We start from the raw sequence: 11,714 nt of genomic DNA, 5'->3' as shown, positions 1-11,714 counted from the left end.
CATGTCGCACGCCTTGACGCCCGCGCAAGAAGCCGCGCGACTTGTCGATACCCTCGGGCCGGAGGCGCTGGCCAAGGCTGAGGCCTATACCACGGGCAATCACTGGCTGCTGTTCGCCGGGGTCGCAGTATCTTTGTTGGTCGCCTGGATCATGGTGCGCCTGCGCCTGCTTGACTGGGTTGCTGAGCGGTTGGAACAGCGCAAACCATTCGTTTCCACCTTCGCGGTCAGCGCTGCGTTCTTCCTGATTTCAGCAGTACTGACCCTTCCGTGGGTCATTTTCACCGATTGGCATCGCCAGCGAAACTACGACCTGTCGCAGCAACCGCTGGGCGATTTCCTCGGGCAGGTGGCGATCAGCGAAGCGATCACAATCATGGTCGGAGGGCTGTTCCTGGCCGGGGTCTACACCCTGATCCGCCGCACCGGGCGGCGCTGGTGGATATGGAGTGGAGGGCTTGCTGCTGTAACGGTGTTGCTGATGTTGCTCGCCGGGCCAAGCCTGATTGAACCATTGTTCAACGAATACAAACCCGTCCCCCCCGGAGAGGTGCGCACGGCGCTCGAGCGAATTGCCGATGATGTCGATATCCCGCATGACCGCATTTTCATGTATGACGGGTCGCGCCAGTCGGAACGGTTCACCGCCAATGTTTCCGGCATCGGCCCAACCGCGCGGATCGCGATTTCCGATGTGGCGCTGAAAGAGGCATCACTTGCCGAAGTGCGCGCAGTGACAGGTCATGAGGCCGGGCATTACAAGCTTGGCCATATCTGGCGTTACGTGGTGATCTTCCCGCTGCTGGCGATGCTGTTCTTCTATCTGCTCAATCGCCTGTTTGCGCCAACGGCGCGATTGCTGGGGAGCGATGCCCGGCTCGGCGAGCCGCGCGGACTGCCCGTGTTCGCTGTGGTGGGATCGGTGCTCGGGTTGCTTATCACGCCGCTCACCAACACCCTCACGCGGGTGGGTGAGACTGAGGCGGATCGGTATTCGCTCGAAACCGTAGGCGAACCCGATGCGCTGGCGAGCGCGCTGGTGAAGACGGCGGAGTATCGTTACCCGCGGCCAAGCCCGCTGGAAGAGGTGCTGTTTTACACCCACCCTTCGGTGGAAAAGCGCGCGCTGCGGGCAATGGAATGGAAAGCCGCGAGCCGTCAAACGGACGGAAAGTAACTTCGGGCGGTCTTCGTGCAATGCATGGTGAAGCCAGCGCAGTGGCTGATCGGCAGGCTCGCTGGGGAAGGAACACGATAGGATGTCATTTCTGACCGGCCCATTTCTGCTCGCACTGGCGCTGACAGCCGTCGCCGGGTTCAGCGCTTTTGCTGGCGCGGCGCTGGGCTGTCTGGATGAAATTCGCGGCGGCGTGCTGTCAGACAAGTGGAAGAACGCAGTCATCGCCTTTGGCGGCGGCGCGTTGATTGGCGCGGTGGGCCTGCTGCTGGTGCCGCATGGGCTTGATTCGCAGCCGGTATGGCTTGCGGCGGGAACCTTTGTGGCGGGCGGCGCGGCGGCGCTGGTGGTTGACCGGGCGCTGCAGCGTTCCGGCACGCCAGCCAGCCAGCTGGTTGCGCTCAACCTGGATTTCATTCCCGAAGCGGTGGTGGTTGGCGCGGTCATTACCCAAAATCGGGCCATGGCGCTGTTTTTGGCGGCAGTGATGATTGCCCAAAACCTGCCCGAGGGTTTCAACGCCTATCGCGAAGTCCGCAACAGCCACGGCGGCTTCATCCGCTCGCATATCCTGCGATTGATGCTGCTGTGCATCGTGATCGGGCCGATCGCCGCAACGCTCGGCTACCTCGTCTTTACGCTTGAGAGCGCGGTGCTGGGCAGCGTGATGACGTTTTTTGCCGGAGGGATCCTCTATCTGGTGTTCGAAGATGTCGCACCCGAGGCGAAGGGCAACGGCGAATGGATGCCGGCGATGGGCGCGGTGGCCGGTTTCATGGTTGCGCTGATTGGTTCGGGGATTACCGGCTGACCTGATGACCCGCGATCAGATTTTCGAATTTTTCCGCCGCCTGGCCGAGGATAACCCCTCGCCCCAGACCGAGCTGGAATATGGCAATGCTTATCAGTTGGTGGTGGCCGTGGCGCTGTCCGCGCAGGCGACCGATGTCGGGGTGAACAAAGCGACGCGGGCGTTGTTCGCCAAGGTTTCAACGCCGCAGCAGATGCTCGATCTGGGAGAGGATGGGCTGAAAGAGCACATCAAGACCATCGGCCTGTTCAATTCCAAGGCCAAGAACGTGATCGCGTTGTCCCAGCTGCTGGTCGATGAATATGGCGGCGAAGTGCCCGATACCCGCGAAGCCCTCACCCGCCTGCCCGGCGTCGGGCGCAAGACCGCCAATGTCGTGCTCAATTGCTGGTTCGGGCAGGAAACCTTTGCGGTCGACACCCACATCTTCCGCCTTGGCAACCGCACCGGCATGGCCAGGGGCAAGACCCCCGAAGCGGTCGAGGCCAAGCTGGAAAAGCGCGTGCCGCAGCCATTTCGCCTGCATTCGCACCACTGGATGATCCTGCACGGGCGCTATGTCTGCAAGGCAAGGACGCCCGAATGCTGGCGCTGCAAGGTCGCTGACCTGTGCAGCTTCAGGAAGAAGGTGCTGGAGGCGCTGCGGGGGCGCGCGGATTAAGCCAAGGTTCAAGCGCCGGGGCGATGATGCGTCGCATATTGGTGGAGAAGCGTGATGAACCTGCGGAACCTGAGCCTTGCCGCTTTACCCGTCCTTGCCGTGGCTTGTGCCCCGGTAGAACAGGCGACCCAGGCCAACCCCACCGCCGGAGCGCCCGCCGTAAACGTGCTTGGCGCGCCGAAGCAATGCCTCACCCGAAGCCAGATCCGCCAGACGGCGGTGCGCAGTGACTGGGTAATCGATTTCGAGATGACCGGCGGCGATGTTTATCGCAGCATCTTGCCGCAACGCTGTCCGGGTTTGAGCTTTGAAGAGGCCATTACCTACGAAACCTCGCTCAACCAATTGTGCACCACGCAGATCGTCTATGCGCTGCAAGATTATGGGGGCGTATTGCAACGCGGGGCAGGCTGCACCTTGGGTGAGTTTGTGCCGGTCGAATATGTGAAAAAGTAAATCTACCTACACATCATCCGCGCTGATCAGTTCGGCCTTGTCGAGTTCGCCCGTCAGGCTCGCCACGGTCACCGCCACCGCGCCATCGCCGGTGATGTTGGTGGTGGTGCGCATCATGTCCATGATCCGGTCAACCCCGGCGACAAAGGCGATGGTTTCCAGCGGCACGTTCACCGCGCTGAACACCAGCGCCATCATGATCAGCCCCGCGCCGGGAATCCCCGCCGCGCCGACCGCGCCGAGCGTGCCGAGCAGCGCGATCATCGCGTAATCGCCCCAGCTCAGATCCACCCCGAAAATCTGCGCCCCGAACAGGGTCGCCAGCCCCAGATACATAGCCGTGCCATTCATGTTCACCGTCGCGCCAAGGCTGATGACAAAGCTGGCAACCGGCTTTGACACGCCCAGATTGCGTTCGGCACAGCGCAGCGTGACCGGCAGCGTCGCGTTGGAACTGGCGGTGGAATAGCTGACCGCAATCGCGTCGATCATGCCGCGGAAAAACCCGATCAATGGCACCTTGGCAATGAATTTGATCATCGCGCCGTAGATCAACCCGATGATTAGGAGGCAGCCGAAGTAGTTGAGGAACACCAGCTTGCCGAGCGCAGCCAGCGCATCGAAGCCCAGCGTCCCCGCCACCCACGCCATCAGCGCGAAAACGCCGAACGGGGTCAGTTCCATCACTACCATGGTAACTTTCTGCATCACCACAGAGCCGCTTTCGAAGATCTTGAGCGCGGGCTCGCCGTCTTCCTTGGCCATCAGGATGCCGATCCCGATCAGCAGCGAGAACACGATCAGTGGCAACACGTTGACGTCCGCCATCACCTGCACCGGGCTTTGCGGGATCATGCCGAGCACCATCTCGCGCCAGCTGGTCTCGGCGGGATCGGGCGCGGCTCCTAGGGTCAACGCGGAGGTATCCACGCCCAGACCCGGCGCAATCAACGTGCCCAGCGTCAGCCCCAGCCACACCGACATCTGACCGGTCACCACAAACAGCAACATCGCCCGCCAGCCGACGCTGCCCAGCTTGCGCAGATCGCCAATACTGGCGACACCCGCCACCAGACTGAAGAAGATCAACGGCACCACCAGCATCTTGATAAAGGCGACGAACACATCGCCGATGATCTTGATGCTTTCCGCCCCCGGCCCCCAAAAACGCCCGACGATAATGCCAAGGATCAGCGCCGCAATCACGCGTTGCCACAGGGGAATTCGCAGCCAGGTGCTCAAATTAATATCCTTCCTCTAACGTCAGCGCGGCGCGGCCGATGCGGGCATAGATACGGGCGAGCGCGGCCAGATCGGAAACCGCCGCAGCCTCGTCACGCTTATGCATGGTGGCGTTGCACAGGCCGAATTCGATCACCGGGCAGACGCTGCGCAGGAACCGCGCGTCGGATGTGCCGCCGGTGGTGGACAGTTCGGGGGCGATGCCGGTTTCCGCCTCAACCGCCGCCGCGACCAGTTTCGAAAACGCGCCCGGTTCGGTCAGGAACGGTTCGCCCGAAATAATCGGTCGCGCATGGCCGCCGTGCTGTTCGGCGATGGCGCAAACCCTGTCGGACAGGCTTTTGCCGCTGTGCAAATCGTTGAAGCGGATCGATATCCGCGCCCGCCCCTGCGCGGGGATGACGTTGTGCGCGGTGTTGGGCGCGGTGATTTCAGTGATTTCAAGGTTCGACGGCTGAAACCACTGCGTGCCTGTATCCAGCGTCAGCGCGTCCAGTTCCGCCAGAATCGCCACCAGTTTGGGCAGCGGATTATCGGCCAGATGCGGATAGGCGACATGGCCCTGCGTGCCGTCCACGGTAATCCAGATATTGACCGAACCGCGCCGCCCGATCTTCACCATGTCGCCCAAGCGGTTGACGGACGTAGGCTCACCCACAAGGCATAGGTCGGGTTGGTGGCCCGCTGCCACCATGTAATCGATCAGCGCGCGGGTGCCGTGCAGCGCGGGGCCTTCTTCGTCGCCGGTGATGATGAAACTGATCGTGCCCGCTTCGGCAGGCACATTGGCGACGGCGGCGACCATTGCGGCAATCGCGCCCTTCATATCGACCGCGCCGCGCCCGTGCAGCAGTTCACCGCGCACTTCGGGGGTAAACGGATCGGTTGCCCAGCCATCTCCCGGCGGCACCACATCCAGATGCCCGGCAAAGGCAAAGTGCCGCGACCCCGGCGGCCCGGCGCGAATGGCGAACAGGTTTTCGACCGGTGCCTCGTCGCTGCCTTCCGGCCCTGCGCCGCGCATGAACCGATGCACCGCAAAGCCCAGCGGCGCGAGCATCGCTTCCAATTCATCAAACACCGCGCCACTTGCAGGCGTCACGGAAGGCGCGGCAATCAGGCGCTTGGCAAGGTCGAGCGGATCGAGCATTCGTGCAGGCCTAGCAGGAGTTGCCGCCAATGCCCAAGCTTGATCTTGACGCCATTCCCCAGACCAATGCGACCGGCTATCCGCCGCCCTATGACGCGGCGGTTGCGGGCCGTTGGTATCGTCGGCTGGCACCGCCTGCGGGCCTGACACAGATGGGGGCGAGCCACGTGGTGCTGGAGCCGGGTGCGTTCTCGTCGCAGCGCCACTGGCATCGCGGGCAAGACGAATTGGTGGTGATGATCGAAGGCCACGCGGTGTTGATCGATGATCGCGGCGAAACCCCGGTCAGCGCGGGTGATGTGCTGGCTTTTCCGGCCGGGGAAGCCAACGGCCACCATCTGCACAACCGTTCGGATAGCCCCTGCGCCTTCGTCGCCATCAGCGCGGGTGTGCGCGATGATGATAGCGGCGAATATTCAGACATCGACATGGTGTTCGGACCGGAAGGCTATGCCCATAAGGACGGAAGCCGCTACGCCAGCGAACGGCTCCCATGAAGCGGCGCGCGGACTGCGGGGAACCAGCGGCATGATGGATATTGCCGGATTTGCGCTTGCCGTGCTGCTGATCGAGCTGACACCGGGGCCGAATATGGGGTGGCTGGTCACGCTTACCCTGGCCGAGGGGCGGCGCGCGGGGCTTGCTGCGATCAGCGGGATTGCATTGGGCCTCGCTGGCAATGCGGCGCTCAGCGTGCTGGCGGCCAGTTTCATCCTCGCGCAAGACGCAATGCTGGCGCAGGCGATGTCGGCGTTGGCCGCGGCCATGATGGCGTGGCTGGCGTTTGAGGCATGGCGCGCATCGGGGGAAAGTTCGCCAGCCGCCACCCCGCACGTCATCGGACGGCGCAATTTCTTTGCGGGATTGGCGATCAACCTTTTCAATCCCAAATCGGCGCTGTTTTTCATCACCGTCATGCCGCAGTTCATCGCCGGAGGCCGGCCAAGTCTGAGCCAGGGGCTGGCGATGGCCGCAGTCAGCGTCATTATCGCCACGTCGATCCATCTGGCGCTGGTGCTGGGAGCGGGGCGACTGCGACCATTGCTGATGGCGCAGCATCGCGCGATGATCGTGCGGCGAGTGCTGGCGCTGGCGATGCTGGGCGTGGCGGCGTGGTTCCTTACCAAAGCATTCGCTTAACGCCGCCGCTGCTCCTCCACCACCAGCGGCCCCGGCGCGAACGCGCTTTCCAACAGATCGGCGATGCGCAGCCCGGCCTGCTGCACGCGGCGTTTGGCAATCGGCACCCCGCGGATGATGTCCTCTTGGCTCAACGCAGTTTCATCGGGCAGCGGGGCGGCGCAAACGTCTTCGGTGTCGAATGCGGTGGGATAGACAAAGCCGCGCGCAATTTCCCAGCTTTCACGGCCCCAGTCGTCGGGCGAGCCGCCGCTCAACTCCGCGCGTTCGGCGGGCGAATAGCGCCGCACCACCGGATCGGCGGGATCGCTGATCGCGCGTTCGGCCAGCGGGCCATCCCAGATGCTGTGCAAGTTATAGCCCGGTCTGATCCCGTAATCCGCCTTGCGGTCATTGCCGCCGCGATCCTCGTTATCGCCCGAATGCAGCGGCATATGCACATCGCCGGCAAAATGCACCACGAAGGCCAGCGCCTCCAGCCGGATCGCGGCGGGCAGGCTTTCATCGGCCAGCATCCGGTGGGCGCGGGTCACTTGCGCGGTGACGCAATTGCCGCCCGCACAATTGGCGCGGGGGTTGAACGCCTGACAGACCGGCGCGGTGCGGTAATGCCACGCGGCGGTAAAGCCCCAGCGCCAGCCTTCGCCGCGGATGCAATCGGCCCACACCGCCGCATCCTCAAGCGATTTGAGCGGGCATTCGGGCGTGCCCAGCGCCGGTTCCGACCGGATCAGCCGCGCGATTTTGGCGCGCACTTGCGGCGAGACATTGGCCTCGGCAATCGCGGCGGTCTTGCGGTGGGCGTAGAAACCCCAGGCATGGGCGGGTGCGGGCAGCATCACCGCCAACGCCAGCACTACGGCCAGCGCCGCTTTCACGCGACCGCCTCGTATTGTTCGATCACCCATTCTTCTTCCCCTGCCGCGCTGATCCATTCGGCCATCCAGTCATGTTCCCAGATCGCCTGCATATAGGCCTGCGCAAATCCCGGCACGCCGATGCCATAGGTGACAAACCGCGTCACCACCGGGGCATAGAAGATATCCGCCGCGCCGAACGTGCCGAACAGATACGGCCCCGCCCCGCCATGGCGCGCGCGCGCTTCGGCCCACAGGCCAAGGATGCGGACGATGTCGTGCTTGGTCGCGTCGGAGAGGCCAGGCAATTCCACCCGGCGGCGAATGTTCATCGGCAGTTCGCTGCGCAAGGATTGATAGCCCGAATGCATTTCCGCCACCATTGATCGCGCCATCCCGCGTGCAACGTTATCCTTGGGCCAGAACCGGTCGCGCCCGACCTTGTCGGCAAGATATTCCATGATCGCCATGCTTTCCCACACCACCGCTTCGCCATCCCACAGGATCGGCATCTTGCCCGATGACGGCTGCATCTCGTCCATGTCCTGTTTCAGCCGATCCCATTCTTCGCCCATCAGCGGCACAGTAAGCTCGTCGAAATGCAGGCCCGATTGCTTGACCGCAAGCCAGCCGCGCAGACTCCAGCTGGAATAATTCTTGTTACCGATGATCAGTTTCATGAGGTCGTCTGCTCCACCTTGCCGGGACTTTTCAGTTATCGAGGTTCGCTTGCGCGACCGGTAGCACCCCTAGATATGCGGGCATTTCCTGTCGAGCATGAAGCGGCTATTGCTGTGCCACCAACAGGAGCTTCGCTGATGACCCTTCGTCCGTTTCACCTCGCCTTCCCGGTTGATGATCTTTCCGCCGCGCGCGCCTTTTATGGCGGGGTGATGGGGTGCAGCGAAGGGCGGTCGAGCGATGAATGGATCGATTTCGATTTCCACGGCCACCAGATTGTCGCGCACCTTGCGCCGGGCAAGGCGGGTGCCAAAAATCGCGATGTTGCCAATACCCACGTTGACGGCCACGGGGTGCCGGTACCGCATTTCGGCCTTGTGCTGGGCATGGACGAGTGGGAGGCACTGGCGGCGCGGCTGCGCGCTGGCGGCTGCGAATTCGTGATCGAACCGACCATCCGTTTCAGAGGCCAGCCGGGCGAACAGGCCACGATGTTCCTACGCGATCCATCAGGCAATGCGCTGGAGTTCAAAGCCTTTGCCGATGTCGGGCAGTTATTCGCGCGCTAAGGGCGGCGAGGCACTTCGTCCCGCAATCCCGCAGCCGCCAGCCGATGCCATCTCTTTAGGCGCAAGGAGCAAGCCATGATCAAATATACCGCCCTGCTGGCTTCCGCGCTGGCAATCGCCGTGCCAGCCCACGCCAATCCTGCACCCGAAACGCAGATCGAAGCTGCGGGGCCGCATGGGCCGCTGGTTGGCACCATGATAGATGCCCCGGCGCGCAATGCAGCCGAAGCGCAGCGGCCGGTGGCACTGATCATCCCCGGCTCTGGCCCGACCGACCGCGACGGCAATAACCCGCTCGGCGTGCGCGCGGCGAGCTATCGCTTGCTGGCGGAAGGGCTTGCCGCCGAAGGCATTGCCAGCGTGCGGATCGACAAGCGCGGGATGTTCGGCAGCGCCGCCGCCATCCCCGATGCCAACGCGGTGACGATTGCCGATTATGTGGCTGACACCGCCGCATGGGTCGATGTGATCCGCACGGCGACGGGGGCGGATTGCGTCTGGCTGCTGGGCCATAGCGAAGGCGGGCTGGTGGCGCTTGCGGCCGCGCAGCAGGTTAAAGGCCTGTGCGGGCTGGTGCTGATCGCTGCGCCGGGCAGGCCGCTGGGCGAAGTGCTCAAGGAACAGCTGCGCGCCAACCCGGCCAATGCGCCGCTGCTTGGTGCGGCGGAAGATGCGATTGACCGGCTCGCCGCAGGCCAGCGGGTCGATGCGGCCACCCTGCCCCCGGCGTTGCTGCCGTTGTTCAATCCGGCATTGCAGGGCTATTTCATCAGCATCATGGCGCTTGACCCGGCAGACCTCGCCGCGCGTGCGCAATTGCCGATCCTGATCGTTCAGGGTGGCAAGGACTTGCAAGTGTCGGTGGCCGATGCGCAGCGGCTGAAGGCCGCCAACCCCTCTGCCACGCTGACGATCCTGCCCGATGCCAGCCATGTGCTGAAAGACGTTGCGGGCAACAGCCCGGCGGACAACATGGCAACCTACACCGCGCCCGATCTGCCACTGGCCAAGGGGATCATCGCCGCAATCGCGGGTTTCATCCAGCAGCCCTGATACCAAGGTTCGAGGCCTGCCTCGAACCGATTGCGGCCTGACCTGAGCCGGCCGTTCATCCCGCTCCCAGCTTGCCCACCCGGTAATCGGCGAGCGCCATCCAATATGCTATCCGCCAGCGCAACCGGTTCAGGAACGTGCTTTCGCGCGCATACCATTCGCGCGTCACCGGCATGCTCGCCGCCTCCAGATGGGCGATCAGTTCACGCAGTTTCGCGGCAAGCGCCGCATCATCGATCCGCACCATCAATTCGACATTGAGCCGGAATGACCGCTTGTCGAGGTTGGCGCTGCCGATGTAGCTCGCATCATCGATCACCAGCAGTTTCATGTGTAACTTGCACGGCAGAAATTCGAAAACCCGCGCGCCTGCCTTCAGCAAGTCTTTGTATTGCAGGCGCGCCATGTCGGTGGCGGGGGCGAAATCGGATTTGCCCGCCATCACCATCCGCACCTCACCCCGCCGGGCAACCCTGGCGATCAGGCGGCGGACACTGCGCGGCGGTGAAAAATAGGCCGAAACGGTGTCGAGCCGCACCGCGCTCACCAGATCCTTGCGCAGACACCACGCCCAATGGCCCTGCCGCACCAGTGGCCCGCCAATCAGCAGCCGCACCGCGCTGCCATTGCCATCAACGCTGCCGTCCCAATCCTTGACGATATCGCGCAAGGCACGCAGGTTCGCGGTGCGTCCGGCGGCATCATTTTCGACCCAGTCTTTCAGCAGACCGAACCATTGGGTGAACCGCTGCACCACCGCGCCTGCGATGGTCACCGACAGATCGCACCAGCCATTATCTACAGGGGGTGCGTAATAATGGTCGGAAACATTGGCCCCGCCGGTCATTACCCGGGTGCCATCGGCAATCACGAACTTCTGATGATTGCGCACCAGATAGCGTTTGCCCAGCCGGGGCGAGAAAATCGCGAAATACCCGCCCGCATCGGTTAGCGGCCGGAAAAATTCGGCCCCTGCATCATTGCCAAAATCATCGACAATCAATTCTATCGAGACCCCGCGCGCCGCCGCAGCCATCAGCGCATCGCGCACTTTGGTGCCCGATACGTCGCTATCGAACAGATAGTAGAACACCTTGAGCGTTTCGCGCGCGCTGCCAATCAGATCGACCAGCGCGGCCAGACGATCCGGCCCGTGCGGGTAAAAGGTAAAACAATGCCCTTGCGCATCAATAGTGAAGGGATCGAGATCGCAATAGGCCGCGCCGTCTTTGGCTGTGGGCTGGGCTTTGTCCATAACCACTGCCTTAGCGCAGGGCGGATAGCTTTGGGTAGAGGATTGGGACGGACGGAGGTTTGCAGCGCCATGTGGAGGCAGGGGGGCTACGCGGTCGCTTTCCCCGCCCATGCCTGCCGCCTGCAAACCTTGACTTCGCGCACCCTCTTGCCTAGCTGCGCATCTTTCCTGCATTCAGTGATTCCAAAAGGGCCGCCCATGGCACGCGTTACCGTTGAAGATTGCGTCGACAAGGTTCCCAACCGTTTCGACCTCGTATTGCTCGCCGCACAGCGCGCGCGTGAAATCTCGGGCGGCAGCGACCTGACCATTGACCGTGATCGGGACAAGAACCCGGTCGTGGCGCTGCGCGAAATCGCAGATGAAACCATCCGCCCGCGCGACCTGCTCGAATCGCTGGTGGTCAGCCTGCAAAAAATCCTCCCCGATGATGAGGATGAGGCCGATGAGATCGGTTCGCTCAGCCAGTCGGCCGAAGCCCTGCGGATCACCGCCTCGGCACCGGCCCGCACATCGTCGCTGGGTGGCGATTACGAAGGCTGATTGGCGCTGCTGTAGGATTGCGGCGGTGTTTGGGGTGGTTTAGACTGGCCCAGACCCGGGCTTGACTGGCTTTGCCCCCTCCTTGACCGCTTCTTGACCCTGGCTTGATCGCGCTTGCC

The 11,714-nt window shown here is 63.1% G+C and carries 14 protein-coding genes; 9 read left to right on the top strand and 5 right to left on the bottom strand.

The genetic code is table 11. The features are described 5' to 3' along the window. The first annotated feature begins 1 nt into the window (after position 1). The 4 genes from ABIE62_RS09340 to ABIE62_RS09325 all read left to right on the top strand — a co-directional run bounded on the left by ABIE62_RS09340 (position 2) and on the right by ABIE62_RS09325 (position 3,105). Complete coding sequence (locus ABIE62_RS09340) at positions 2-1,177, top strand: M48 family metallopeptidase (protein ID WP_354325456.1); 1,176 nt, start codon at positions 2-4, stop codon at positions 1,175-1,177. A gap of 82 nt (positions 1,178-1,259) precedes the next feature. Further along, positions 1,260-1,988 (top strand): ZIP family metal transporter, encoded by a 729-nt coding sequence (locus ABIE62_RS09335; protein ID WP_354325454.1) that lies wholly within the window; start codon positions 1,260-1,262, stop codon positions 1,986-1,988. Positions 1,989-1,992: 4 nt separating this feature from the next. Further along, complete coding sequence (gene nth, locus ABIE62_RS09330; protein WP_354325452.1) at positions 1,993-2,649, top strand: endonuclease III; 657 nt, start codon at positions 1,993-1,995, stop codon at positions 2,647-2,649. A gap of 54 nt (positions 2,650-2,703) precedes the next feature. After that, positions 2,704-3,105 (top strand): hypothetical protein, encoded by a 402-nt coding sequence (locus tag ABIE62_RS09325; RefSeq protein ID WP_354325451.1) that lies wholly within the window; start codon positions 2,704-2,706, stop codon positions 3,103-3,105. A 6-nt stretch (positions 3,106-3,111) separates the two neighbouring features. On the opposite strand, the gene ABIE62_RS09320 is transcribed toward ABIE62_RS09325, so the two are convergent. Together ABIE62_RS09320 and dapE are read right to left on the bottom strand one after the other, a co-directional pair. Further along, positions 3,112-4,347 carry a dicarboxylate/amino acid:cation symporter gene (locus tag ABIE62_RS09320; RefSeq protein ID WP_354325449.1) on the bottom strand — a complete coding sequence of 412 codons (1,236 nt, stop codon included), beginning with the start codon at positions 4,345-4,347 and terminating at the stop codon, positions 3,112-3,114. A gap of 1 nt (position 4,348) precedes the next feature. After that, on the bottom strand, positions 4,349-5,497 hold the full coding sequence (dapE, locus tag ABIE62_RS09315) for a succinyl-diaminopimelate desuccinylase (RefSeq protein WP_354325447.1): 1,149 nt from the start codon (positions 5,495-5,497) through the stop codon (positions 4,349-4,351). 29 nt (positions 5,498-5,526) lie between these two features. Here dapE and ABIE62_RS09310 point away from each other — a divergent pair, with 29 nt between their 5' ends. Then, positions 5,527-5,994 (top strand): cupin domain-containing protein, encoded by a 468-nt coding sequence (locus tag ABIE62_RS09310; protein WP_354325445.1) that lies wholly within the window; start codon positions 5,527-5,529, stop codon positions 5,992-5,994. Positions 5,995-6,025: 31 nt separating this feature from the next. Then, positions 6,026-6,637, top strand: a complete 612-nt coding sequence (locus tag ABIE62_RS09305; RefSeq protein WP_354325443.1) for a LysE family translocator — start codon at positions 6,026-6,028, stop codon at positions 6,635-6,637. Here the strand turns inward: ABIE62_RS09305 and ABIE62_RS09300 are convergent. Both ABIE62_RS09300 and ABIE62_RS09295 read right to left on the bottom strand, forming a co-directional pair. Continuing rightward, on the bottom strand, positions 6,634-7,515 hold the full coding sequence (locus ABIE62_RS09300; RefSeq protein ID WP_354325442.1) for a S1/P1 nuclease: 882 nt from the start codon (positions 7,513-7,515) through the stop codon (positions 6,634-6,636). The two genes, ABIE62_RS09305 and ABIE62_RS09300, sit on opposite strands and share 4 nt — an antisense overlap. Beyond that, positions 7,512-8,174, bottom strand: coding sequence for a glutathione S-transferase family protein (locus ABIE62_RS09295; RefSeq protein WP_354325440.1), 663 nt, complete (start codon positions 8,172-8,174; stop codon positions 7,512-7,514). Before ABIE62_RS09295 ends, ABIE62_RS09300 begins: the two co-directional genes overlap by 4 nt. Before the next feature lie 138 nt (positions 8,175-8,312). On the opposite strand from ABIE62_RS09295, the gene ABIE62_RS09290 reads away from it, so the two are divergent. Then, on the top strand, positions 8,313-8,744 hold the full coding sequence (locus ABIE62_RS09290; RefSeq protein WP_354325438.1) for a VOC family protein: 432 nt from the start codon (positions 8,313-8,315) through the stop codon (positions 8,742-8,744). 75 nt (positions 8,745-8,819) lie between these two features. Further along, positions 8,820-9,797, top strand: a complete 978-nt coding sequence (locus ABIE62_RS09285; protein ID WP_354325436.1) for an alpha/beta hydrolase — start codon at positions 8,820-8,822, stop codon at positions 9,795-9,797. 55 nt (positions 9,798-9,852) lie between these two features. On the opposite strand, the gene ABIE62_RS09280 is transcribed toward ABIE62_RS09285, so the two are convergent. Further along, entirely contained in the window at positions 9,853-11,052 is a 1,200-nt protein-coding gene (locus tag ABIE62_RS09280) for a phospholipase D-like domain-containing protein (protein ID WP_354325434.1), read from the bottom strand. Positions 11,053-11,250: 198 nt separating this feature from the next. Between ABIE62_RS09280 and rpoZ the strand changes: the two genes are divergently transcribed. Then, the gene (rpoZ, locus tag ABIE62_RS09275; protein ID WP_354325433.1) at positions 11,251-11,595 is read left to right on the top strand and encodes a DNA-directed RNA polymerase subunit omega; all 345 of its coding nucleotides are present in this window, start codon (positions 11,251-11,253) and stop codon (positions 11,593-11,595) included. Positions 11,596-11,714 lie beyond the last annotated feature (119 nt).

Source organism: Porphyrobacter sp. MBR-155 (assembly GCF_040547625.1).
Taxonomy (GTDB): Bacteria; Pseudomonadota; Alphaproteobacteria; order Sphingomonadales; family Sphingomonadaceae; genus Erythrobacter.
This window is presented reverse-complemented; position numbering and strand designations above follow the sequence as displayed.

Excerpts from the sequence above, each read along its gene's own strand:
- rpoZ (WP_354325433.1), top strand. The coding sequence starts at position 11,251 with ATGGCACGCGTTACCGTTGAAGATTGCGTCGACAAGGTTCCCAACCGT.
- ABIE62_RS09285 (WP_354325436.1), top strand. The coding sequence starts at position 8,820 with ATGATCAAATATACCGCCCTGCTGGCTTCCGCGCTGGCAATCGCCGTG.
- ABIE62_RS09310 (WP_354325445.1), top strand. The coding sequence starts at position 5,527 with ATGCCCAAGCTTGATCTTGACGCCATTCCCCAGACCAATGCGACCGGC.
- ABIE62_RS09325 (WP_354325451.1), top strand. The coding sequence starts at position 2,704 with ATGAACCTGCGGAACCTGAGCCTTGCCGCTTTACCCGTCCTTGCCGTG.
- nth (WP_354325452.1), top strand. The coding sequence starts at position 1,993 with ATGACCCGCGATCAGATTTTCGAATTTTTCCGCCGCCTGGCCGAGGAT.
- ABIE62_RS09295 (WP_354325440.1), bottom strand. The coding sequence starts at position 8,174 with ATGAAACTGATCATCGGTAACAAGAATTATTCCAGCTGGAGTCTGCGC.
- ABIE62_RS09280 (WP_354325434.1), bottom strand. The coding sequence starts at position 11,052 with ATGGACAAAGCCCAGCCCACAGCCAAAGACGGCGCGGCCTATTGCGAT.
- ABIE62_RS09335 (WP_354325454.1), top strand. The coding sequence starts at position 1,260 with ATGTCATTTCTGACCGGCCCATTTCTGCTCGCACTGGCGCTGACAGCC.
- ABIE62_RS09305 (WP_354325443.1), top strand. The coding sequence starts at position 6,026 with ATGATGGATATTGCCGGATTTGCGCTTGCCGTGCTGCTGATCGAGCTG.
- dapE (WP_354325447.1), bottom strand. The coding sequence starts at position 5,497 with ATGCTCGATCCGCTCGACCTTGCCAAGCGCCTGATTGCCGCGCCTTCC.
- ABIE62_RS09290 (WP_354325438.1), top strand. The coding sequence starts at position 8,313 with ATGACCCTTCGTCCGTTTCACCTCGCCTTCCCGGTTGATGATCTTTCC.
- ABIE62_RS09340 (WP_354325456.1), top strand. The coding sequence starts at position 2 with ATGTCGCACGCCTTGACGCCCGCGCAAGAAGCCGCGCGACTTGTCGAT.